This is a genomic window from Phenylobacterium sp., from assembly GCF_046291545.1.
Lineage (GTDB): Bacteria > Pseudomonadota > Alphaproteobacteria > Caulobacterales > Caulobacteraceae > Phenylobacterium.
In genome coordinates, this window is the sequence record NZ_JBKBSM010000002.1 from 580,821 (window position 1) to 601,537 (window position 20,717).

Genomic DNA, 20,717 nt, shown 5'->3' on the forward strand with positions numbered 1-20,717 from the left:
AGCCCGGACCGCCCCAATTTCGGTCGTCTTGAAGACGCCAGGCTCAGGCCTGGACGTAGTCGCCTTCGATCTGGCCGGCGCCGCCTTCGATCAGGTCGGCCTGGGCCTCTTCGGCGGCCAGGCGTTCCTCTTCGAACTGGGCGGCGATGACGTTTTCGCCGCGGGCCTGGCGTTCGGCCTCGTCCAGGCTGCGGGCGATGTTCAGGGTCACCGTCACCACGACTTCGGCGTGCAGGCGCACCTTCACCTCGTGCAGGCCCAGCGTCTTGATCGGCTTGTCCAGCACGACCATGGCGCGTTCGACCTTGCCGCCCTCGGCGTTGATCGCGTCGGCCACGTCGCGGCCGGAGACCGAGCCGTAGAGCTGGCCGCTCTCGCCGGCCTGACGGATCAGGACGTAGCTGGCGCCGTCCAGGCTTTCGCCGGACTTGGCCGCCGCGTCGCGGGCGCGGGCGTTGCGGGCCTCGATCTCGGCGCGCTGGGCGTCGAAGACCTTCAGGTTGGCCGCGGTGGCGCGCAGCGCCTTGGAGCGCGGCAGCAGGTAGTTGCGGGCGAAGCCGTCCTTGACGGTGACGACGTCGCCCAGGCCGCCCCAACCTTCGAGGCGTTCGAGCAGAATGACTTTCATCGGTCCTTCCCCCTTACTTCACGACGTAGGGGAGCAGCGCCAGGAAGCGGGCGCGCTTGATGGCCTTGGCCAGCTCACGCTGCTTCTTGGCGGAGACGGCGGTGATCCGCGAGGGGACGATCTTGCCGCGCTCGGAGACGTAGCGCTGCAGGAGCTTGACGTCCTTGTAGTCGATCTTCGGGGCGTTGGCGCCGGAGAACGGGCAGACCTTGCGGCGGCGGAAGAACGGGCGGCGGGGGGCTCCGGCGGTGGAGCCGACGGCCGGCGCGGCGGAGGTTTCGTCGGTCATGAGGTCCTCCCTTCCTTAGGATTGCTGGGCGTCGTCGCGGGGACGGTCGCGGTCGCGACGCGCCAGGACGGGGGAGAGCTCCAGGTCGAGCTCTTCGACGCGAACGGTCATGTAGCGCAGCACGTCTTCGTTGATCGACAGCTGGCGTTCCATCTCCTTGACCGCCGCCGCGGGGGCGTCGATGGCCAGGAGGGAGTAGTGACCCTTGCGGTTCTTCTTGATGCGGTAGGTGAGGTTGCGCAGGCCCCAGTACTCGATCTTGGCGACGGTGCCGCCTTGTTCTTCGAGCAGTTGCTTGAGCTGGTCGTTCAGGGCCTCGGCCTGTTGCGGCGAGATGTCCTGCCGCGTGATGACGACGTGTTCGTAGAGCGCCATGTTTTCCTTCTTCCGGGCTGGAGGGCGGCGCGTCCGGCGGCGGAAGCTCCGCCGGATACGATGGCTCTTGCGCGGCGGCCGGGAGGTTCCCGACCCATTGGAGCTCCGCGAAAGACCGCTCTCCGTGAAAGGGCGCGCTGATACGGGAAAAAGCCTTCCGGGGCAAGCGATTTGCGCGCTCGCCCCAGGCGGCGGTCCGGGTCAGCGCCGGGCCTTCGCCTTCCAGGCCTTCACCGCGCCGAGGGTGGCGCCCACGTGGCCGTCGGCGGCCATGTTGTCGTAGGCGTGGACCACGGTCCCGTCCGGGGCGATCACGTAGGAGGTGCGGCTGGACCAGCCCGGGCGCATGGCCAGCTGGGCGTCGTAGAGCTTGGCGATCTTGGCGTCCGGGTCGGCGGCGACGGGGAACTTGCCCGAGCACTTCTCGGTGTCGGCCGAGAACGAGGCGAGCTTGTCGAGATTGCCGGCGGTGACGCCGATTACGGTGGCGCCCTGGGCCTTGAAGTCGTCCATCGCCTCGGCGAACAGCCGGGCTTCCAGGTTGCAGCCCTTGGTCTCGGCCGCGGGGAAGAAATAGACCACCACCGGGCCCTTCTTGCGGGCGTCGGCCAGGGAGAACGTCAGCGGCTTGCCGGCCTGATAACCGCGCGCGGTGAAGTCGGGGGCCCGGGCGCCCTCCTTCAGGGCGGCGAGGGCGGGGGAGGCGGCGAGCGCCGACAGGCCGAGCGCAAGGACGATGCGTTTCATGGGAGTTCCTCCGGTTGCCGGGATGATACGGGCGGCGTGCGCGTCTGTCTTCGCTGGGGCGAAACTTTAGCGGGCCCGCCGCCTCTTTGCTCGCCCGGGGGCGCGGAATCACGCAGGGTCGCCGCCGCCATGAACGAACCCTTTTTCAAACGCCAGGGTGAGCATTTCCACCCGACCCCCGCCTCCCGAGGCCCCTGGAACCCCAACTCTTTGCACGGCCGGGTGATCGCCGGGCTCCTTGGCCACGTGCTGGAGGAGCGCCACGGCGACGCGGATTTCATTCCCGCGCGTCTGACCGTCGACATGTACCGCCTGCCCGACTTCTCGCCGGTGGAGGTGAGCACCCGCGTGGTGCGCGAGGGCGGCCGCATCCGGGTGGTCGACGCCGAGTGGATCTCCGGCGGCGTCAGCCAGGCGCGCGCCACCTGCCAGTTCCTGCGCAAGACGGCGAACCCGCCTGGCCGCACCTGGAGCCCCGCGCCCTGGGACGCCCCCGATCCGGACTCCATGCCGGCGCCCGAGGACCCGCGCATGGCCATGAACGGCATGTGGGCGATGCGCCAGGTGGGCGAGGGCATCCGCGGCCACGGCCCGCGCAAGGCCTGGATGAAGGAGGTGCGCGAGCTGGTGGAGGGCGTCCCCCACACTCCGTTCACCCGGGTGGCGGTGGCCTGCGACTTCGCCAGCCCCTTCGCCAACGCCTCGGACTCCGGGCTCGGCTACATCAACACCGACGTGACGCTCTATCTGCACCGGGCGCCGGTGGGCGAGTGGGTCGGCTTCGAATCGATGAACCACCACGCCACCGACGGCGTCGCCATCGGCGAGTGCTTCCTGCACGACACCCAGGGGCCGATCGGCTCGGCCGCCGTGGCCGCGCTCGCCCAGCGCCCGCCGAGCCGCGGGTAAGGCGGGCTCAGTCGGCGAAGGCGTCCTTGAAGAAGGCGACCGCCTCGGCCCTCGCGGCCGTCGCCGCCTGGCGGTGGAACTCCATCAGCACCGGCCCGCCCCGGCCGGCGTGGGCGAAGGGGTCGTTGATCGTCTGCGCCGGCAGGTCGCGGTCGAAGCCGTGGGTCGCGCCCGGATAGCTGACGCCCCGCACCGGCGCTTCGCCACGCGCCTGCAGGCGCGCCACCAGGGCCTTGTCGGCGCCGGGCGGGTCGTAGGCGTCGGCCTCGCCGGTCTGGATCAGGATCGGCGCGCCGGAGAGCCCCGTGAGCCCCAGCCCCGGCGCCGCGTCGTAGGCCCAGCACACCGGATAGAAGGCCGCATGGGCGGCGAAGCCGGGCTCGCCGCCCAGGTGCGGCTCGGCGTTGGCGCGCACCGCCGAGAGCAGGGTCACCACGCCGCCCCAGGAAAAGCCCATGATCCCGACGCGGGCGGGATCGACCTCGGGCTGGGCGCGCAGGAACCGCAGGGCGCCGAAGGCGTCGGCCAGCGTCTCCAGCGGCGAGCGCGGACGCCCGGCGGCGCCGCGACCGGTCCCGCGGGCGGCCCACATGTCGATCTCCAGCGTGACCAGGCCGGCCTCATGCAGCGCCTGGGCGTGGAAGGCGCCGCGGCCGTCCACCCCGTCGGAGCCGTGGCAGATCAGCACCGCCGGCGCGGGCGGTCCCTCGAGCGGGGTGGCCAGGGCCCCGGCCACGGTGAGGCCGCGGCCGGCGTCGAAGGCGACATAGGAGGTGCGCATGCGCATCGCGATCGGCCTCAGCGTGGGGCGGGGGCGACGCCCTCGATCGAAGGCGCGGGCACGTCGGTGGCCGCAGAGACGGCGGTCGTTTCCGGCGCGACCAGTCCCGAGCGACGCTCGGCCAGGGCGGCCTTGGTCGCCTCGTAGGACCTGCGGGTGATGGCGTAGCGGGAGTAGAAGAACACCGCGATGAAGCCGGGCACGCCAGCCAGGATCCCGTCCCACATGGCCAGGTTCCAGACCACCTCGGCCGGCACCTCGCCGACCTTGGCCTTGACCGGGAAGGCGATGATGGTGAGCACGAAGCCGGCGAGGGCCGCGCCGACCGCCTGGTCGACCTTGGCGAAGAGCGAGCGGGTGGAATAGAGCACCCCTTCCTGGCGAACGCCGAACGTCAGCTCGTTCTCGTCGGCGATGTCGGCCAGGGCGGACATCACGCTGATCGACAGCACGCTGGCCGCCCCGTAGCTGAGCACCGAGAAGAGGATCAGGATCTGCAGCAGTCCGGGCGTCTCCGGCGTCAGCATGCCGACGCCGCCGAGCACGATCGGGATCGCTGGCGCGACGGCGTAGACCACCGCCGAGACGATCATGGTGGCGCGCTTGTCGTAGCGGCCGTGCAGGCGGGCGGCGAACAGGAAGGCGCTGAAATAGCCGGCGAAGCTGCCGATCACGAACCAGCGGATCTCCTCGCTGGCCAGCTCCCAGTAGTAGGTGTTGGTGTAAAGGTGCAGGCCCGAGCGCAGGCCCACCATCATGCTCAGGAAGAAGAAGCCGATCAGCAACCACACGTAGTTGCGGTTTGAAAAGGCCTTGCCGAGGTCGCGCAGGAACTCGAACGGGCTGAACTTGGGCAGGTTTTCCGGCGGCTTGGGCAGGATCGGGATGCGGTCGCGGGTGAACCAGGCCGAGGCGAACAGCACGGACAGGGCGATGGCGGCCATGACCAGGGAGTAGGGGGCGTAGGGTTCGGGATTGAGCAGCCCCCGAGGATATTCGGGCGTGGCCTTGAAGAAGTAGCTGAGTGCGATCCAGCTGGTCGCCGCGGCCCCGGCCCAGGTGAAGAAGGCGTTGTAGCTCATCACCTTGGAGCGCTCGGTGTAGTCGCGCGAGAGCTCGCCGCCGAGGGCCAGGTGCGGCGTGTGGAAGAAGGTCATCGACTGGCGCAGCATCACCACGCCCACGGCGAACCAGGCGAACAGGGCGCCGGTCGACAGGCCGTCGGGCGGGTTGAACACGGCCAGCAGCGACAGGGCGATCGGGATGGGCGCGAGGAACATGTAGGGGTGGCGGCGGCCGAAGCGCGAGCGGGTGCGGTCGGAGATCGAACCGACCAGCGGGTCGGAGACGCCGTCGAGGAACAGGCTGACCGAGATCGCCAGGCCGGCCAGGTGCGCGGGCAGACCCAGCACCTGATTGTAGTAGAGCATGGCGTATGAGCCGACGCTGAAGAGGGCGATGGACTCCGCCCCGCTGCCTACGCCGAAGGCCAGCTTTGTCTTGAACGGAAGCGGCGCGCTGGCGCCCGACGTCGACTTATCCAATTCCTGCCTCCCGGGCCGACTGTTCTAGCTTTAAGTATGCCGTATCAGGCGGGCGAAGCGCCCGCGCGTCAATCGGCGTTGACGCTAGGGCGCCCCCGGGGCGGGAAGATTTCCACGATGACACGCGAGGCCCCTCGCCAGGGGCGCCGCGGCCCTAGCGGGACGGCTCCACCAGGATCTTCACATGGGCCTCGGGATCGCCCAGGGCGACGAAGGCGTCGGCCACCCCGTCCAGCCCGACCTTGCCGGTGACGAGGCCGGAGACGTCGATGCGGCCCTCGGCGAGGTCGTCGAGGGTGGCGGCGAATTCTTCGGGCGAGTAGCCGAAGATGAAGGTCAGCTCGATCTCCTTGGTGATCGCCACGGCCGGCTCGATCCGGTCGCTTTCCATGCAGACCCCGGCCACCACGATCTGGGCGCCGGCGGGGGCGGCCTCGATCAGGCCCTGCAGCACGCCTGGCGCGCCGACGCACTCGAACACCACGGGCCGGCCGAACTGGACGCCCATCATGCGGGCCATGCGCTGGGCCGCGCCGGCCATCGGCACGCCGAGCTGCTCCCAGCGACCGTGGGGCGATTCCCGGGCCGGGTCGATGATGACGTCGGCGCCGAGCTTCTCGGCCGCCGCGCGGCGGCGCGGGGAGTAGTCGGCGGCGATCACCGGGCCGAAGCCGCGGGCCTTGAGCATGGCGATCACGGCCAGGCCCACGGGGCCGCAGCCGATCACGACCGCCACCGAGTTCGGGTCCAGGCGGGCCTTGGCCACGGCGTGGGCGCCCACGGCGAAGGGCTCGGTGAGGGCGGCGGCCTCGGTGGGCAGTCCGTTGGGCACGGGCAGCACCATGGCTTCGGTCAGGAGCATGCGTTCGGCGAAGCCGCCCGGCAGACGGTTGGAATAGCCGAGCAGTTCGACGCCGTCGGCGGTCAGGGTCGCCGGCACGCTCACCACCCGGGTTCCCGCCTTGAGCGTCTTGGCGGCGCCGGGGCCGTGGTCGAGGATCTCGGCGCAGAACTCGTGGCCGAACACGGTGTCGGCGGACGGGTCGAAGTTGAGCGCCCCGCCGCCGGCGCGGCGGCTGGTCTCGATCATGTGCTCCATGTGGTGCAGGGCGTGCAGGTCCGAACCGCAGATCCCGCAGGCCAGGGTCCTGACCAGCACCTGGCCCTCGCCCGGGACCAGTTCGTCGATCTCGTCGCAGACGAGCTGCTTGTTGCGTCGGATCACGGCCCGCATCGTCTTCCTCCCAATCACGCCGCCTTGCCGGGGCTCTGCTTATCCCCTAACCCTCCCGCCTCGGAATCGATAGAACGCGCGCAAGCGCCCGCACCCGTTGAATGGGAGCCCCCGCCATGAGCCTCGCCTTCATCTTTCCCGGCCAGGGCAGCCAGGCCGTCGGCATGGGCGCCGAGCTGGCCGCCGCCTTCACCTCCGCGCGGGAGGTGTTCCAGGAGGTGGACGAGGCCCTGGGCCAGAAGCTGTCCAAGCTGATGGCCGAGGGGCCGGAAGCGGACCTGACCCTGACCGAGAACGCCCAGCCGGCGCTGATGGCGGTGAGCCTGGCGGTGACCCGCACCCTGGAGAAGGAGTTCGGCGTCGGGATCGACAGAGCCGCCTTCGTGGCCGGCCACAGCCTGGGGGAATACTCGGCCCTGGCGGCCGCCGGGGCGATCAGCCTCGCCGACGCCGCCCGTCTCCTGAAGCTGCGCGGCCAGGCGATGCAGCGAGCCGTGCCGGTCGGCGAAGGGGCCATGGCCTCGCTGATCGGGCCCAAGACCGACGTGGCCCTGGCCGAGGCGGCGGCGCAGGCCGGAGCCGAGCTCGGCGTCTGCGTCGTGGCCAACGACAACAACCAGGGCAACGTGGTGATCTCCGGCGCCAAGGCGGCGGTGGACCGGGCCATCGAGAAGGCCAAGGAGCTGGGGGCGCGGGCGATCCCGCTGAACGTCTCGGCGCCGTTCCACTGTCCGCTGATGCAGCCGGCCGCCGACGAGATGGCCAAGGCCCTGGCCGCGGCGGCGATCAGCGCCCCGCGCACGCCGCTGGTGGCCAATGTGACCGCCCGGCCGGTGCATGAGCCCGAGGAGATCCGCCGCCTGCTGGTCGATCAGGTCACCGGCCGCGTGCGCTGGCGCGAGAGCATGCTGTGGCTGGCGGGCGAAGGCGGGGTGACCCGCTTCGCCGAGGCCGGCGCGGGCAAGGTGCTGTCGGGCATGGTCAAGCGCATCGCCCCCGACGCCGAGGCCACGCCGCTGAACGCGCCGGCCGACCTTGAAGCCTTCGCCAAGAGCCTCTGAAGAGGCGCAGGAGACGAAACGATGTTCGAGCTGAGCGGCAAGACGGCCCTCGTCACCGGCGCGACCGGCGGGATCGGGGCCGAGATCGCCCGCGCCCTGCACGCCCAGGGCGCCCACGTGGTTCTGTCGGGCACGCGCGAGGCGGTGCTGGCGGAGCTGGCCGGGGAACTGGGCGAGCGCGCCAGCGTCGCGCCGGCCAACCTGTCCGACGCGGCGGCGGTCGACGCCCTGATCGGCCAGGCGGAGGCCGCCGCGGGCCAGGTCGACATCCTTGTGGCCAACGCGGGCGTCACCAAGGACAACCTGCTCCTGCGCATGAAGGACGAGGACTGGGAGACGGTCCTGCGGGTGAACCTGGAGAGCTACTTCCGCCTCAGCCGCGCGGCGGTGAAGGGCATGATGAAGCGCCGCTACGGACGAATCATCGGCATCACCTCGGTGGTCGGCGTCACCGGCAATCCGGGCCAGACCAACTACGCCGCCTCCAAGGCCGGGATGATCGGCTTCTCCAAGGCGCTGGCCCAGGAGGTCGCGACCCGCAACATCACCGTGAACTGCGTCGCGCCCGGCTTCATCGAGAGCCCGATGACCAACGCGCTGAACGAGCAGCAGAAGGCGCAGATCCTCTCCACGATCCCGGCCCAGCGCCTGGGCCAGGGGCGTGATGTGGCCGCCGCATGCGTTTATCTGGCCAGCGAAGCCGCCGGCTACGTGACGGGCCAGACGCTGCACGTGAACGGCGGCATGGCTATGATCTGAGGCCGCGGACGCGCGCTGGTCTCCTCCAAAGGAACATGCTAGGGCGCTTTCCGACGTCAGAATCCGGAGCCGAACGGCCCCAGACCCCAAGTCCCGCAACGGTTGACAAGAGATCGTCCGTCGCGGATGCAGCAAGTGAATAAAGAGGGACTAAACCGAATGTCCGACATCCTCGAGCGCGTGCGGAAGATCGTCATCGAGCACCTCGACGCCGATCCCGAAAAGGTCACCGAGAAGGCCAGCTTCATCGACGACCTGGGCGCTGACAGCCTGGACAACGTCGAGCTCGTCATGGCTTTCGAAGAAGAATTCGACATCGAGATTCCGGACGACGCCGCCGAGCACATCCAGACCGTGGGCGACGCGGTGAAGTTCATCGCCGAGCGCCTGGGCGCCTGAGCCCGTCCGCACCTGCCGGACCGACGACCGCCGCGTCGCTTAAAGGCCTTGCGCCGGTAAGCCGCGGCGGTTTTCGTATGGGCCGGTCAAAAGTGAGATTCTGAATGCGTCGTGTCGTCGTCACCGGCCTTGGCCTTCTGACCCCGCAGGGCCAGGGGGTCGAGCACGTCTGGAAGGCCATCCTCGCCGGCACGTCCGGCGCCGGGAAGATCACCACCTTCGACGCCAGCGACTACGCCTGCCAGGTGGCGTGCGAGGTGCCGCGGGTGGACGGGCGCGGCGGCGGCGGGCCGGACGTGCCTGGCAGCTTCGACCCCGACCAGACGATGTCGCCCAAGGACCAGCGCCGGGTCGACGACTTCATCCTCTACGCCATGGCCGCGGCCGAGGAGGCCGTGCGCGACGCAGGCTGGGCCCCCGAGGACGAGGAAAGCCGCGAGCGCACCGGCGTGATCATCGGCTCGGGCATCGGCGGCCTGGCGACCATCGAGAAGACCTCGGTGGAGCTGCACGAGCGCGGCCCGCGCAAGGTGAGCCCGTTCTTCATCCCCTCGGCCCTGATCAACCTGGCGTCCGGCCAGGTGTCGATCAAGTACGGCTTCAAGGGCCCGAACCATTCGGTGGTCACCGCCTGCGCCACCGGCGCCCACGCCATCGGCGACGCGGCGCGGCTGATCAAGTACGGCGACGCCGACGTGATGATCGCCGGCGGGGCCGAGGCGGCGGTCTGCCCGGTCGGCATCGCCGGCTTCATCGCCTGCCGCGCCATGGCCACCGCCTTCAACGACACGCCCGAAAAGGCGAGCCGGCCCTACGACAAGGACCGTGACGGCTTCGTCATGGGCGAGGGCGCGGGCGTCCTGGTGCTGGAGGAGTACGAGCACGCCAAGGCCCGCGGCGCCAAGATCTACGCCGAGGTGGCCGGCTATGGCCTCTCGGGCGACGCCTATCACATCACCGCCCCGGTCGAGGACGGCGACGGCGGCTTCCGCGCCATGAAGGCGGCGATCAAGGACGCCGGCGTCACCCCGGACCAGATCGCCTACGTCAACGCCCACGGCACCTCGACCATGGCCGACGGCATCGAGCTCGGCGCCGTCGAGCGCCTGCTGGGACCTGCGGCGTCCAAGGCGGCGATGTCCTCGACCAAGTCGATGACCGGGCACTTGCTGGGCGCCGCCGGCGCCATCGAATCGATCTTCACGATCCTGGCGATCCGCGACCAGATGGCGCCGCCGACCATCAACCTCGACAATCCCGACGTCGAGACCGTGCTGGACCTCGTGCCGCACAAGGCCAAGCCGATGGCGATCGAGGTGGCCATGTCCAACAGCTTCGGCTTCGGCGGCACCAACGCGGCCGTGGTGTTCAAGAAGGTCACGTGAGCCGCCGACCGCGATCGCGAACCTCGCGCAAGGGCGGCCTCGCACCCCTGAGGCGGCTTGCGATCATCGTCGGCAGCGCCGGCGCGACCCTGGCGCTGGTGCTGGCGGTCGCGCTGGGCTGGGCCCTGTGGACCTTCCAGGGCCCCGGGCCCAGGGCGGCCGAGGGCGAACAGACCACCGTCGTCCTGCGCCGCGGCGCCAGCCTGCCCGAGATCGCCTCGACGCTGGAGCGGGCCGGGGTGGTGCGCTCCTCGGCCGTATTCATGACCGCGGCCCAGCTGACCGGCGGCGCCCGCGACCTGAAGGCCGGCGAATATGCGATCGCCTCCCGGGCCTCCATGGCCCAGATCCTGAAGGCGGTCCGCGCCGGCGACGTGGTGCGCCACTTCATCACCATCCCGGAGGGCATGACCTCCCAGGCGGTGGCCGACGTGCTCGCGCGATCGGAGGTGCTCACCGGGGTGGCTCCCGTGCCGCCGGAGGGGGCGGTGCTGCCGGAGACCTACCAGGTGGAGCGCGGGGAGGACCGCGCCGCGGTGCTGAAGCGGATGATGGACGAGCGCGACGCCCTGGTCGCGCGCCTGTGGGCCGAGCGCCAGCCGGGCCTGCCCTTCGCGACTCCGGAGGAGGCGGTGATCCTGGCCTCCGTGGTGGAGAAGGAGACCGGCGTCGCCGCCGAGCGCCCGCGGGTGGCGGCGGTGTTCATCAACCGCCTGCGCAAGGGCATGCGCCTGGAGAGCGACCCCACCATCATCTACGGCCTGACCGGCGGCAAGCCGCTTGGCCGGGGGATCCGGCTTTCGGAACTGACCTCCAAGACCCCCTACAACACCTACATGATCGACGGACTGCCGCCGACGCCCATCGCCAATCCGGGGCGCGAGGCGCTGGCGGCGGTGATGGACCCGCCGAAGACCGAGGACCTGTTCTTCGTCGCCGACGGCTCGGGCGGGCACGCCTTCTCGCCGACCTACGACGAGCACCTGAAGAACGTCGAGCGCTGGCGGACCCTGGAAAAGCAGCAGGCGGCCAAGGGCGGCGAGGCCAAGGCCCCGGCGAAATAGCATCGGGCGGCCACGCGCCCGCACCCATGGAAGTGACGCCGGGGCCTCAAGGGGATCGGCGGGAAAGGATCGCGACGATGGCGTTGTCGGGAATGACCGGGTTCGGTCGCGCCGAAGGGGCGGAAGGCGACTGGAGCTGGTCGGTGGAGGCCCGCTCGGTGAACGGCCGGAACCTCGACCTGCGTTTTCGGGGCCCCCCGGGCTTCGAGGGGCTGGAGCGCGCCGCGCGGGAGGCGGCCCAGGCCCGCTTCCAGCGGGGCCAGTTGACCGTCGGAGTGCAGGCCAAGCGGGCCGAGAGCTCGGCCGCGGTGCGGATCAACCTGGAGGTTCTCGAGCGCTACCTGGCCGTGGGCGAGCCCTATATGGCGGCCGGCCGGGCGGGCCCGCCCGCGCTGGACGGGCTCCTGGCCCTGCGCGGGGTGGTGGAGGCCGACGCCGGGGTCGAGGATCCCGAGGCCCTGGCGCGGGTCGAAGCAGCCATGGCGGCCACCCTGGGCCAGGCGCTCGACGGCCTGCTGGAGATGCGCCGCCACGAAGGGGCGAGCCTGGCGCCGGTGCTGGGCGGGCTCATCGACCGCATCGCCGAGCTGACCGCGCGGGCGGAGGACCTGGCCGCGGGCCAGCCCTCGGCGATCAAGGAGCGGTTCGGTCGCCGGCTCGCCGAGCTGCTGGGCGAGGCCGCGCCGCAGGACCGCATCGTGCAGGAGGCCGCGGTGATGGCCGTGAAGGCCGACGTGCGCGAGGAGATCGACCGCCTGTCCGGCCATGTGGCCGCCGCCCGGACCCTGCTGGCCGCCGACGGCGCGGTCGGCCGCAAGCTGGATTTCCTGACACAGGAGTTCATGCGCGAGGCCAACACGCTGTGCTCCAAGTCGGCCCTGGGCGACTTGACCGCCGTGGGCCTGGACCTCAAAGCCGTGATCGAACAGTTCCGAGAACAGGTGCAGAATGTGGAATAGGCCGGCTGCGAGCGCGACCGCCAGCCAGGGGAGCCGAGGCCGATGAGCCACACGTCCGAACGCGGCCGGCGCGGCCTGATGCTGCTGATCTCCAGCCCCTCGGGGGCCGGGAAGACCTCGATGTCGCGGCGCCTGGTGGCCGACCACGCCGAGCTGGAGCTGTCGGTCTCCGCCACCACGCGCGCGCCGCGGCCGGGGGAGGAGAACGGGCGGGAGTATCACTTCGTCACCCGCGAGAGCTTCGACGAGATGATCGCCGCCGACGCCTTCCTGGAATGGGCCAATGTGCACGAGCACCGCTACGGCAGCCCCCGGGGGCCGGTGATGGCGGCGCTGGACGCCGGGCGCGACGTGCTGTTCGACATCGACTGGCAGGGCGCCGGCCAGATCAGCCAGCGCGCGCCCAGCGACGTGGTGCGGGTGTTCATCCTGCCGCCCTCGATGGCCGAGCTGTCGCGTCGGCTGCACGCCCGCGCCCAGGACGCCGAGGACGTGATCCAGCGCCGGCTGGGCCGGGCCTATGACGAGATCGCCCAGTGGGGGACCTACGACTACGTCATCGTCAACGAGGACTACGACCGCGCCTATGCCGACCTCGCCCACATCTACCACGCCGAACGGCTGAAGCGGGCGCGCAACGGCTGGCTCGCCCCCTTCGTGCAGGGGCTCCTGGACGAGCGGCTGTAGGGCGGACGCGCCGCCGGGGCGCAAAGCGCACGCGCCCCCTGGCCAAACGCCGCCTTTGGCCCCACATCGGAACAAAGGGCCAAGGGCGGACAAGCCCGCACGACGTCAGGGAGCCGATGAATGACCGACGAGACCTATACGCCGCCCAAGGTCTGGACCTGGAACAAGGAAAACGGCGGGCGCTTCGCCAACATCAACCGGCCGATCGCCGGCCCCACCCACGAGAAGGAGCTGCCGGTCGGGCGCCATCCTCTGCAGCTCTATTCCCTGGCCACGCCCAACGGGGTGAAGGCGACGGTGATGCTGGAGGAGCTTCTTGAGCTCGGCCACAAGGGCGCCGAGTACGACGCCTGGCTCATCAACATCAACCAGGGCGACCAGTTCGGCAGCGGCTTCGTCTCGGTCAACCCGAACTCGAAGATCCCGGCGCTGCTGGACCGCAGCGGACCCGAGCCGATCCGGGTGTTCGAATCCGGCGCCATCCTGGTGCACCTGGCCGAGAAGTTCGGCGCGCTCCTGCCGACGGATCCGGCGCGCCGCGCCGAGACCCTGTCCTGGCTGTTCTGGCAGATGGGCTCGGCGCCCTATCTCGGCGGCGGCTTCGGCCACTTCTACGCCTATGCGCCGACCAAGATCGAGTACGCCATCGACCGCTTCGCCATGGAGGTGAAGCGCCAGCTCGACGTGCTGGACCGCCGCCTCGCCGAGAGCGCCTTCCTGGCGGGCGACGACTACACGATCGCCGACATCGCCGTGTGGCCCTGGTACGGCAGCCTGGTGAAGGGCGTGATCTACGAGGCCGGCGAGTTCCTCTCGGTGCACGAGTACAAGAACGTGCTGCGCTGGACCGACGCCATCGCCCAGCGCCCGGCCGTGCAGCGCGGCCGCATGGTCAACCGCACCTGGGGCGAGCCCTCGAGCCAGCTGCCCGAGCGGCACGACGCCTTGGACTTCGCCACCAGGACGGCGGACAAGCTGACCCCGGCCCAATAGCGAGCGGCGGGCGCGAAGGCGTCCGCCTCCAGCCATCCTGCAGACCCGGATCGACCGCGCCATCTCCATGGCGCGGTTTCTGCAGCGCGCCACACCGGCGCGCCAACAGCGCCCCATAACCGCCGCTTTCGGAATCGATGCAGGGACGTGTCGAAAAGTTAATGATGGTTCACACGAACCGGAACGGAGAGAGAGCGATGATCCGGCGTGCGTCGAAAGTGCTGATCGCGGGGGCGGTCCTGGTGGGTGTGGCCGGGCTGGGCGGCTGCGCGACCAAGAAGTACGTGAACGAACAACTGAGCCCGGTGTCGAGCCGGGTGGCCGAGCAGGGCGCCCGCCTTGAGACGGTCGACCAGACCGCCCGCGAGGCGCTGCAACGGGCCGAGGCCGCCGGCAAGCTGGCCGAGGGCAAGTTCGTCTATTCGGTGGTGCTGTCCGACGACAGCATGAAGTTCCCGCCGGGCAAGGCGAGCCTGTCGCCCGAAGCCCAGGCGCGGCTGGACGCTTTCGTCGACAAGCTGAAGACGGACAACCGCAACGTCTATGTCGAGGTGCAGGGACACACCGACGCCACCGGTTCCAAGGAAGCCAACGAACGTCTGGGCGCCGAGCGCGCCGAGGCCGTGCGTCGCTACCTGAACATGCACGGCGTCGCCCTGAACCGCATCGGCACCATCTCCTATGGCGATGAGATGCCGGTGGCGCCGAACGACACCCGCGAAGGCCGCGAAGCCAACCGGCGCGTCGTGCTGGTGGTCCTGGCCTAGCCCGCGCAAAGGGGGGCCGCGTCGCGTCCTGGTCCAGAGTGAGCGTACAAAGACCAGCTGAGGCTGCGCTTCCGCGATCCGCGGGGGCGCAGCCGGCCGTTCCGGATGCGGCCCTGCGGTCCCGCCGGCGCGCGGTTCGGCGGCGCGGCGCCCTGGGCGTCAGCGTCAGCGTGGCGGCGCATGCGGCGGTGCTGGCCGCGATCCTGACGGCCCGGGCCCAGGCGCCGGAGGCGCCGGACCTGAGGCTGATGAACGTCACCCTCATCGAACTGCCGCCTCCGGCCGATGTGCCGGCCCCGCCGTCGCCCGCCGAAGAGACGCCGCAGGAGGAGCCGCCGCCGCGCAAGGCGAGCTTCCGTCCCACCCCCGCGCCGCCGCCGGAGGTGGAGCCGATGCCGGCGGGGCACGACGCGGTGACCATGGCCGGCGTGGAGATGAGCGATTCGGACCTGGCCGGCGCGACGAACGCGGGAACCGGCTACGGCGGCGGCGGCTGCAACATGCCCAAGCGGCTGCAGACGGCCCTGCGCAAGGATGGCCGCGTGCGCGCCGCCATGAGCGCCGCCCACCGCGGCAAGGCGATCCGTGTCTGGAGCGGCGACTGGGTGCGCCATCCCGGCCAGGAAGGCGCGGGTCTGGCGGCCGTGCGCGAGGCGATCATGTGGGAAGTGGGCTTTGCGCCCGAAGCCTGCCGCAAGGAGCCGGTGAGCGGGCTGGTGGTGATTTCGCTGGACGATTCGCCGGGCGCGGCGCGGATCGTGCTGGGCGCCGGGGCCTGGCGCTGGACGGACCTGCTCTATTCGCGCTCCACGCCCAAGGGCGAACTGCTGGCCATGCGCTAGCCGTTTCTTAAGGGACGCGCGCCAGACTCGCCTCGGGTCTCTTCGGGGGAGGACGCCCAGGGAATCTAGACTTTGGCGGGCTCCTACCAGGCTCTCGAAAAGGCGACCGTTCTGGTCGTCGACGACAACACCCAAGCGCTCGAAATCGTCGCCGGCGTCCTGATGAGCTTTGGCGTGCGCAATATCCTGCGCGCGAGCGACGGCCTGCAGGCCAAGGACATCGCCACCCGCCAGGTGTTCGACCTGGTCCTGACCGACGCCCAGATGCCGGGGATGGACGGCTACGACTTCGTGCGCTGGCTGCGCCGCGAGGGCCCCGATGCGCTGCGGGTCGTGCCCGCGATCGTGGTGACGGCCCACACCCGCCGCTCGGAGGTCATGCGGGCTCGGGACTGCGGCGCCAATTTCATCGTCGCCAAGCCGCTGACGCCGAAGGTGCTGCTGCAGCGGATCACCTGGGTCGCCCGGGGCGACCGCCAGTTCATCGAGTGCGACACCTATTTCGGGCCGGACCGCCGCTACAAGCACGAGGGGCCGCCGCCGGACTTCCCGAATGGGCGGCGGCGCGACGACGTGCCGATCGAGATCGGCGCCCCGGCCGAACCCAACCTTTCCCAGGATGTCCTGGACCCCCTCGTCAAGCCGCAGAAGGTCTCAGCATGAGCGTCGTGCGAAAGTTCCGGCCCAAGCTGGCCCTGACCGAAATGATGAAGACCGTCGGGGACATCTCCGCGCGCGAGGCGCTGCGCCGGGCCGGCACGGCCCTGCAGGCGATGGAGGAGGACTGCCTGAACGGCGTGGACGCGGCGCTGGAGTCGCTGGAGGCCCAGCTCAAGGCCGCCCAGCCGGACACCGAGCGGATGTACGGCCTGGCCTCGGACGTGGTGGGCCTGTGCGGCGGGCTGTCGGCGCATGGGCTCGACATGGCCGCCAAGTCGCTGTGCGACTACCTGGACCGGGTGGGCGAGGGCGAGGCGCTGGACCAGCGCATCGCCGCCGTGCACGTGGCCTCCATGCGCCTGCTGCATCGCTCGGCCGCGCCGCGCGAGGCGCGCGAGGAGATCCTTGACGGCCTGGCCAAGGTGGTGGCGCGCCACGCCCGCGCCTGAGCCGCCGCCCGGCGCTTTCGCCCGGCGGCGAGGCGCTCTAATCCGGACCGTCTGAACAACGACGGGGCGGGCCGTGATCAGCGATCCGATCTTCTACGCCTTCGCCGTCCCGGCGGTGGTGCTGCTGGGGCTGGCCAAGGGCGGCTTCGCCGGGCTCGGGGTGATCGCCGTGCCGCTGATGGCACTGGTGGCGCCGCCGGTGCAGGCCGCGGCCATCCTGCTGCCGATCCTGATCGTGCAGGACGTGGTGAGCGTGTGGGCCTACCGCCGCACCTGGGACCGCCGCATCCTGGCGCTGATGCTGCCTTCGGCCGGGCTCGGCATCCTGGCGGGGTTCGGCCTGGCGGCGTTCGTGCGGGCCGAGGCGGTGGAGCTGGCCGTCGGGGCGATCTCGGTGGCCTTCGGCCTGCAGCGGCTGTGGCTGGAGCGGCGGGGCGGCCCGGCGCACGCCCCTCGCGCCGAAGGACGCCTGCCCTGGCGCGGCGTCCTGGCCGGAGTGGCGGCCGGCTTCACGAGCCAGATCGCCCATGCCGGCGGGCCGCCCTTCCAGATGTACGTGCTGCCGCGCAGGCTGGCGCGGGACGCCTTCATCGGCACCAGCGCCATCTTCTTTGCGGTGGTCAACTGGATGAAGGTCCCGGCCTATGTGGCGCTCGGCCAGTTCACCCGCGACAGCCTGACGGCGGCGGCCGCGCTCCTGCCCGTGGCGATCGCCTCGACCTGGGCCGGGGTGTGGCTGGTCCGCCGCGTGCCGGCCGAGGGGTTCTATCGGGTCATCTACGCCCTGCTGGTGGCGGTGGGCGCCAAGCTCGCCTGGGACGGGGCGTCCGCCCTGATCGGCTAGATCGAGGCGGTGGGCATGCCCTGGGCCTCGGCGGCGGCGCGCTGGGCCCGGCGGGCGGCCTGATAGCCGGGCCGGGCGCTCAGCCGATCGAAATAGGCGCTGACGGCCGGGGAGAACTCGGGGTCCAGGCCCAAGGTCCGCGCCAGCAGCAGGGCGTAGCCGATCGAGACGTCGGCGCCGGTGAAGCGGCCGGCGGCGTAGTAGTCGCCGGTCTCCAGGGCCGCCTCCAGCCCCTTCAGCCGCGCCAGGAACCAGCGGGCGTAGGCCTCCGCCACCTGGGGCAGGCGCCGCTCCGGCGGCTCCAGGCGCGAGTAGCGCAGCACCAGGGTCTGGGGAAAGGTGAGGGTGGCCTCGCCGTAGACGAGGCCGTTGAGATAGGCGCCGAACCCCGGCTCCCCGGGCCCGACCGACAGCCGGCCGCCGCCGTGGCGTCGCGACAGGTACTCGATCATCGCCGCGGACTCGGTCATCCGCGTCTCGCCGTCCACCAGGAGCGGGATGGTCCCGAGGGGATTCTCCTCCAGGTACTCCCGCGCCAGCATCCGCGGCGGGAAGGGCAGCATCTTCAGCTCATAGGGCAGGCCAAGCTCCTCCAGGGCCCAGAGCGGGCGGAAGGAGCGGGCGTCGGCGCAGTGGAAGAGGGTCAGCATGGCTCAGTTTCCCCTCGCCCGCGGCCGGCCGCAACCGGGAGCGCGCCGTGACCGTTGATCCCTCAGACAAAATCAAAAGGAGACGAGACGTGAGCAAAGAGCAGCATCAGGAAGCCGATCCCAACACGCCGGCCCAGCGGCACGCGCGCAAGCTGAAGCCCGGCGAGAAGCCCGATCAGCTGGCCGAGCGGGCCAAGGACGCCGAAAGCCGCCAGGAGGCGCTGCTGGACGAGGCGGTGGAGGAGAGCTTCCCCGGCAGCGATCCGATCGCGCCGAAGCGGATCACCTGACCGGGCGCAGCGCCGCCGCCAGCGCCAGGAACTCGGCCACAGTCAGGGTCTCGGCCCGGCGCGAAGGGTCGATCCCCGCGGCGGCGCACAGCGCCTCGCCGCCCACGGGCTTCAGGCCCGAGCGCAGCATCTTCCGACGCTGGCCGAAGGCGGCCTGGGTGAGCGTCTGGAGCGCGTCCAGCAAGGGGCCGGGCGGGCGGTCCGGACGTGGCGTCAGGCGCACGACGGCCGAATCGACCTTCGGCGGCGGGGTGAAGGCCCGCGCCGGCGCCTCCATCACCAGGGCCGCCTCGCAGGTGGCCTGGGCCAGCACCGCCAGGCGTCCGTAGGCCGAGGCGCCCGGCCTGGCGACGATCCGCTGGGCGACCTCCTTCTGGAACATCAGGGTCAGGGTCGCGGGGGTGAAGGGGCCGGTCAGCCACTTGATCAGGAGGGGCGTGCCGACGTTGTAGGGCAGGTTGGAGACGACATGCGCAGGCCGGCCGGCGGCGAGCGCGGCCTCGTCCACCTCCAGGGCGTCGGCGAGCCGCACGGTCAGCCGGCCGCCGGCGGCGACCGCCAGCTCGTCAAGGAGCGGGGCGAAGCGTTCATCCTTTTCCACGGCGATCACCTCGGCGCCCGTTTCCAGGAGCGCGCGGGTCAGGCCGCCGGGGCCCGGCCCGACTTCGATGACGAGGTCGCCGGCGCCGACGCCGGCCAGGCGGGCGATCTTGCGGGTGATGTTGAGGTCGAGCAGGAAGTGCTGGCCGAAGCTCTTCTTCGCCAGCAGGCCGTGGGCCTCCAGGCTCTCACGCAGCGGCGGAAGCTGCGCCAGGCTCATGCCTCACGCCGGGCGGCGATCTCGTCGGCGAGGCGGACCGCCGCGATCAGGCTGTCGGGGCGGGCCACGCCCCGTCCGGCGATGTCGAAAGCGGTGCCGTGGTCGGGCGAGGTGCGCACGATCGGCAGGCCGAGGGTGACGTTCACCCCGCCCCAGAAGTCGAGCATCTTCACCGGGATCAGCGCCTGGTCGTGATAGAGGCACAGCGCCGCATCGTAGCGGGCGCGCATCTCCTCGGGAAACAGGGTGTCGGCGGGCCAGGGGCCGCTGGCGTCCACCGCCAGGTCGCGAAGGGTCCGGACCGCCGGCCCGACGATCTCCACGTCTTCGCGGCCGATCGCGCCGCCTTCGCCGGCATGGGGGTTCAGGCCGGCCACGGCCAGGCGCGGGGCGGCGATCCCGAAATCGCGGCGCAGGGCCTGGGCGGTGATCAGTCCGGCGTGGACGATGCGCTCGATGCTCAGCTCCGCGGAGACCCGCGCAAGCGGCGTGTGGACGGTCACGAGGCTGACCCTTAGCCCCGGCGCGCACAGCATCATGATCGGGCCGCGCACGCCGTTGACCGCCGTACGCGCCGTCAGTTCGCCGAGGAACTCGGTGTGGCCGGGGAACTTGAAGCCGGCGTCGTAGAGCGGCGCCTTGGCGATCGGCGCGGTGACGAGGCCACGGACCTCGCCCGACAGGGCCAGGCCGACCGCCGTCTCGATCCAGCCGATGATCGAGGGAGCCGCCGCCGGGGAGGGCTGGCCCGCCACCACCCTGGCGCGCAGCGGCTGGTCGAACACCGGCACGGCCTCGGCGAAGACGGCGCTCGCATCCAAGGGAGAGGTGACCCGCCGGACCACGGACCCGCCCCCGCTCGACGCCGAGGCGAGCGCATCATAGTCGCCGACCACCACGAAGGCCGGGCCGCCGTCGCGCAGCGCCGCCCAGGTCTTCAGGATGATTTCAGGGCCGATGCCGGCGGGATCGCCGAGCGAAAGCGCGAGCGGTCTGATCTTCACCGGGTCTCGATGGTCGCGGAGTTACGCAAGTCTCTCATGTAACGCCTGGAGAGCATGCTTAGCTGCTGACCAAACAGACGACTTTCGATCTCGTCGCGGCTGAGCTCCTCGCCGCCGCTGGCGCGTTTGCCACAGACGGCGATCAGGTGCAGGCCAGCGGAGGTGCGGATCGGCTCGGAGATCTGGCCCGGCTCGAGGCTTTCGGCGGCCTGGCGGAACGCCGGCGCGAGATCCTTCAGCTCGGCTTCGCCGAGGTCGCCGGCGACGACGCCCTCGACCTTGGCCGCGTCGGCCTCCAGGGTGTCACAACCCGTGAGGGTGGGGCGCAGGGCCTCCAGCTTGGCGCGGGCGGCGGCCACGACGCTGTCGGCCGCGCCCTGGGGCGCCGCCACGGCGACCTGCTTGAGGTGGACCAGCGTGGCGCCGGCGCCCGAGCGCTTGTCGCGCAGGTAGATGATGTAGACCCCGTCGCTCACCGGGATCGGCTGGGAGAGCTGGCCCGGCCGCATCTGCTCCAGGGCCTGGTCCACCTCCGGCGGGAACTCGCCGGTGGACACCCAGCCGGCGTCGCCGCCGC

At 71.1% G+C, this 20,717-nt stretch carries 26 protein-coding genes; 15 read left to right on the forward strand and 11 right to left on the reverse strand.

Annotated elements, in window-relative coordinates; all coding sequences use genetic code 11:
- Nucleotides 1–43: 43 nt before the first annotated feature.
- From rplI to ACK4YQ_RS09340, 4 genes are all read right to left on the reverse strand, one after another.
- Entirely contained in the window at nt 44–628 is a 585-nt protein-coding gene (gene rplI / locus ACK4YQ_RS09325) for a 50S ribosomal protein L9 (RefSeq protein WP_409610617.1), read from the reverse strand.
- A gap of 13 nt (nt 629–641) precedes the next feature.
- Complete coding sequence (gene rpsR, locus ACK4YQ_RS09330; protein WP_409610619.1) at nt 642–917, reverse strand: 30S ribosomal protein S18; 276 nt, start codon at nt 915–917, stop codon at nt 642–644.
- 15 nt (nt 918–932) lie between these two features.
- Complete coding sequence (gene rpsF / locus ACK4YQ_RS09335; protein ID WP_409610621.1) at nt 933–1,292, reverse strand: 30S ribosomal protein S6; 360 nt, start codon at nt 1,290–1,292, stop codon at nt 933–935.
- Between the two features lie 201 nt (nt 1,293–1,493).
- Nucleotides 1,494–2,039, reverse strand: coding sequence for a peroxiredoxin (locus ACK4YQ_RS09340; protein ID WP_409610623.1), 546 nt, complete (start codon nt 2,037–2,039; stop codon nt 1,494–1,496).
- A 129-nt stretch (nt 2,040–2,168) separates the two neighbouring features.
- Between ACK4YQ_RS09340 and ACK4YQ_RS09345 the strand changes: the two genes are divergently transcribed.
- On the forward strand, nt 2,169–2,948 hold the full coding sequence (locus ACK4YQ_RS09345) for an acyl-CoA thioesterase domain-containing protein (protein ID WP_409610625.1): 780 nt from the start codon (nt 2,169–2,171) through the stop codon (nt 2,946–2,948).
- Between the two features lie 7 nt (nt 2,949–2,955).
- Here the strand turns inward: ACK4YQ_RS09345 and ACK4YQ_RS09350 are convergent, their stop codons facing one another.
- From ACK4YQ_RS09350 to ACK4YQ_RS09360, 3 genes are all read right to left on the reverse strand, one after another.
- Nucleotides 2,956–3,735, reverse strand: a complete 780-nt coding sequence (locus tag ACK4YQ_RS09350; RefSeq protein ID WP_409610627.1) for a dienelactone hydrolase family protein — start codon at nt 3,733–3,735, stop codon at nt 2,956–2,958.
- Between the two features lie 11 nt (nt 3,736–3,746).
- Complete coding sequence (locus ACK4YQ_RS09355) at nt 3,747–5,273, reverse strand: MFS transporter (RefSeq protein ID WP_409610629.1); 1,527 nt, start codon at nt 5,271–5,273, stop codon at nt 3,747–3,749.
- A 154-nt stretch (nt 5,274–5,427) separates the two neighbouring features.
- Nucleotides 5,428–6,507 carry a zinc-binding dehydrogenase gene (locus ACK4YQ_RS09360; RefSeq protein WP_409610631.1) on the reverse strand — a complete coding sequence of 360 codons (1,080 nt, stop codon included), beginning with the start codon at nt 6,505–6,507 and terminating at the stop codon, nt 5,428–5,430.
- 116 nt (nt 6,508–6,623) lie between these two features.
- Here ACK4YQ_RS09360 and fabD point away from each other — a divergent pair, with 116 nt between their 5' ends.
- The 13 genes from fabD (at nt 6,624) to ACK4YQ_RS09425 (ending at nt 17,376) form a co-directional block, all read left to right on the forward strand.
- Nucleotides 6,624–7,568: an ACP S-malonyltransferase gene (fabD, locus tag ACK4YQ_RS09365; protein WP_409610633.1), complete on the forward strand. Its 945-nt coding sequence runs from the start codon at nt 6,624–6,626 to the stop codon at nt 7,566–7,568.
- A 21-nt stretch (nt 7,569–7,589) separates the two neighbouring features.
- Nucleotides 7,590–8,327 (forward strand): 3-oxoacyl-[acyl-carrier-protein] reductase, encoded by a 738-nt coding sequence (gene fabG, locus ACK4YQ_RS09370; RefSeq protein WP_409610635.1) that lies wholly within the window; start codon nt 7,590–7,592, stop codon nt 8,325–8,327.
- 159 nt (nt 8,328–8,486) lie between these two features.
- Nucleotides 8,487–8,726 carry an acyl carrier protein gene (locus ACK4YQ_RS09375; RefSeq protein WP_374570130.1) on the forward strand — a complete coding sequence of 80 codons (240 nt, stop codon included), beginning with the start codon at nt 8,487–8,489 and terminating at the stop codon, nt 8,724–8,726.
- A 104-nt stretch (nt 8,727–8,830) separates the two neighbouring features.
- A complete protein-coding gene (fabF, locus tag ACK4YQ_RS09380; RefSeq protein ID WP_409610638.1) occupies nt 8,831–10,111 on the forward strand; it encodes a beta-ketoacyl-ACP synthase II in 1,281 nt (426 codons plus the stop codon).
- The gene (mltG, locus tag ACK4YQ_RS09385) at nt 10,108–11,175 is read left to right on the forward strand and encodes an endolytic transglycosylase MltG (protein ID WP_409610640.1); all 1,068 of its coding nucleotides are present in this window, start codon (nt 10,108–10,110) and stop codon (nt 11,173–11,175) included. The genes fabF and mltG overlap by 4 nt, the downstream gene beginning before the upstream one ends.
- A gap of 77 nt (nt 11,176–11,252) precedes the next feature.
- Entirely contained in the window at nt 11,253–12,134 is an 882-nt protein-coding gene (locus ACK4YQ_RS09390; protein WP_409610642.1) for a YicC/YloC family endoribonuclease, read from the forward strand.
- 42 nt (nt 12,135–12,176) lie between these two features.
- Nucleotides 12,177–12,821: a guanylate kinase gene (gene gmk, locus ACK4YQ_RS09395; RefSeq protein WP_409610644.1), complete on the forward strand. Its 645-nt coding sequence runs from the start codon at nt 12,177–12,179 to the stop codon at nt 12,819–12,821.
- Nucleotides 12,822–12,941: 120 nt separating this feature from the next.
- Entirely contained in the window at nt 12,942–13,814 is an 873-nt protein-coding gene (gene yghU / locus ACK4YQ_RS09400) for a glutathione-dependent disulfide-bond oxidoreductase (protein ID WP_409610646.1), read from the forward strand.
- Nucleotides 13,815–14,011: 197 nt separating this feature from the next.
- Nucleotides 14,012–14,581, forward strand: a complete 570-nt coding sequence (locus ACK4YQ_RS09405; RefSeq protein WP_409610648.1) for an OmpA family protein — start codon at nt 14,012–14,014, stop codon at nt 14,579–14,581.
- A 170-nt stretch (nt 14,582–14,751) separates the two neighbouring features.
- A complete protein-coding gene (locus tag ACK4YQ_RS09410) occupies nt 14,752–15,423 on the forward strand; it encodes a hypothetical protein (protein WP_409610650.1) in 672 nt (223 codons plus the stop codon).
- Nucleotides 15,424–15,495: 72 nt separating this feature from the next.
- Nucleotides 15,496–16,086: a response regulator gene (locus tag ACK4YQ_RS09415; protein WP_409610652.1), complete on the forward strand. Its 591-nt coding sequence runs from the start codon at nt 15,496–15,498 to the stop codon at nt 16,084–16,086.
- Complete coding sequence (locus ACK4YQ_RS09420) at nt 16,083–16,532, forward strand: hypothetical protein (protein WP_409610654.1); 450 nt, start codon at nt 16,083–16,085, stop codon at nt 16,530–16,532. Before ACK4YQ_RS09415 ends, ACK4YQ_RS09420 begins: the two co-directional genes overlap by 4 nt.
- Before the next feature lie 73 nt (nt 16,533–16,605).
- A complete protein-coding gene (locus tag ACK4YQ_RS09425; protein WP_409610656.1) occupies nt 16,606–17,376 on the forward strand; it encodes a sulfite exporter TauE/SafE family protein in 771 nt (256 codons plus the stop codon).
- Here the strand turns inward: ACK4YQ_RS09425 and ACK4YQ_RS09430 are convergent.
- Nucleotides 17,373–18,026 (reverse strand): glutathione S-transferase family protein, encoded by a 654-nt coding sequence (locus ACK4YQ_RS09430; protein ID WP_409610658.1) that lies wholly within the window; start codon nt 18,024–18,026, stop codon nt 17,373–17,375. The genes ACK4YQ_RS09425 and ACK4YQ_RS09430 overlap by 4 nt on opposite strands.
- A gap of 89 nt (nt 18,027–18,115) precedes the next feature.
- Here ACK4YQ_RS09430 and ACK4YQ_RS09435 point away from each other — a divergent pair, with 89 nt between their 5' ends.
- Nucleotides 18,116–18,316, forward strand: coding sequence for a hypothetical protein (locus ACK4YQ_RS09435; protein ID WP_409610660.1), 201 nt, complete (start codon nt 18,116–18,118; stop codon nt 18,314–18,316).
- On the opposite strand, the gene rsmA is transcribed toward ACK4YQ_RS09435, so the two are convergent.
- From rsmA to ACK4YQ_RS09450, 3 genes are all read right to left on the reverse strand, one after another.
- Entirely contained in the window at nt 18,309–19,136 is an 828-nt protein-coding gene (gene rsmA / locus ACK4YQ_RS09440) for a 16S rRNA (adenine(1518)-N(6)/adenine(1519)-N(6))-dimethyltransferase RsmA (RefSeq protein ID WP_409610662.1), read from the reverse strand. The two genes, ACK4YQ_RS09435 and rsmA, sit on opposite strands and share 8 nt — an antisense overlap.
- Complete coding sequence (gene pdxA / locus ACK4YQ_RS09445; protein ID WP_409610664.1) at nt 19,133–20,140, reverse strand: 4-hydroxythreonine-4-phosphate dehydrogenase PdxA; 1,008 nt, start codon at nt 20,138–20,140, stop codon at nt 19,133–19,135. Before pdxA ends, rsmA begins: the two co-directional genes overlap by 4 nt.
- A partial coding sequence (locus ACK4YQ_RS09450) for a peptidylprolyl isomerase (protein ID WP_409610666.1) occupies nt 20,137–20,717 on the reverse strand: 581 nt, incomplete at its 5' end. The genes ACK4YQ_RS09450 and pdxA, both read right to left, overlap by 4 nt.

Bases quoted from the DNA above. Each gene is read 5' to 3' on its own strand.
- rplI (WP_409610617.1), bottom strand. From the start codon at position 628: ATGAAAGTCATTCTGCTCGAACGCCTCGAAGGTTGGGGCGGCCTGGGC.
- rpsR (WP_409610619.1), bottom strand. From the start codon at position 917: ATGACCGACGAAACCTCCGCCGCGCCGGCCGTCGGCTCCACCGCCGGA.
- rpsF (WP_409610621.1), bottom strand. From the start codon at position 1,292: ATGGCGCTCTACGAACACGTCGTCATCACGCGGCAGGACATCTCGCCG.
- ACK4YQ_RS09340 (WP_409610623.1), bottom strand. From the start codon at position 2,039: ATGAAACGCATCGTCCTTGCGCTCGGCCTGTCGGCGCTCGCCGCCTCC.
- ACK4YQ_RS09345 (WP_409610625.1), top strand. From the start codon at position 2,169: ATGAACGAACCCTTTTTCAAACGCCAGGGTGAGCATTTCCACCCGACC.
- ACK4YQ_RS09350 (WP_409610627.1), bottom strand. From the start codon at position 3,735: ATGCGCATGCGCACCTCCTATGTCGCCTTCGACGCCGGCCGCGGCCTC.
- ACK4YQ_RS09360 (WP_409610631.1), bottom strand. From the start codon at position 6,507: ATGCGGGCCGTGATCCGACGCAACAAGCAGCTCGTCTGCGACGAGATC.
- fabD (WP_409610633.1), top strand. From the start codon at position 6,624: ATGAGCCTCGCCTTCATCTTTCCCGGCCAGGGCAGCCAGGCCGTCGGC.
- fabG (WP_409610635.1), top strand. From the start codon at position 7,590: ATGTTCGAGCTGAGCGGCAAGACGGCCCTCGTCACCGGCGCGACCGGC.
- ACK4YQ_RS09375 (WP_374570130.1), top strand. From the start codon at position 8,487: ATGTCCGACATCCTCGAGCGCGTGCGGAAGATCGTCATCGAGCACCTC.
- fabF (WP_409610638.1), top strand. From the start codon at position 8,831: ATGCGTCGTGTCGTCGTCACCGGCCTTGGCCTTCTGACCCCGCAGGGC.
- ACK4YQ_RS09390 (WP_409610642.1), top strand. From the start codon at position 11,253: ATGGCGTTGTCGGGAATGACCGGGTTCGGTCGCGCCGAAGGGGCGGAA.
- gmk (WP_409610644.1), top strand. From the start codon at position 12,177: ATGAGCCACACGTCCGAACGCGGCCGGCGCGGCCTGATGCTGCTGATC.
- yghU (WP_409610646.1), top strand. From the start codon at position 12,942: ATGACCGACGAGACCTATACGCCGCCCAAGGTCTGGACCTGGAACAAG.
- ACK4YQ_RS09405 (WP_409610648.1), top strand. From the start codon at position 14,012: ATGATCCGGCGTGCGTCGAAAGTGCTGATCGCGGGGGCGGTCCTGGTG.
- ACK4YQ_RS09420 (WP_409610654.1), top strand. From the start codon at position 16,083: ATGAGCGTCGTGCGAAAGTTCCGGCCCAAGCTGGCCCTGACCGAAATG.
- ACK4YQ_RS09430 (WP_409610658.1), bottom strand. From the start codon at position 18,026: ATGCTGACCCTCTTCCACTGCGCCGACGCCCGCTCCTTCCGCCCGCTC.
- rsmA (WP_409610662.1), bottom strand. From the start codon at position 19,136: ATGAGCCTGGCGCAGCTTCCGCCGCTGCGTGAGAGCCTGGAGGCCCAC.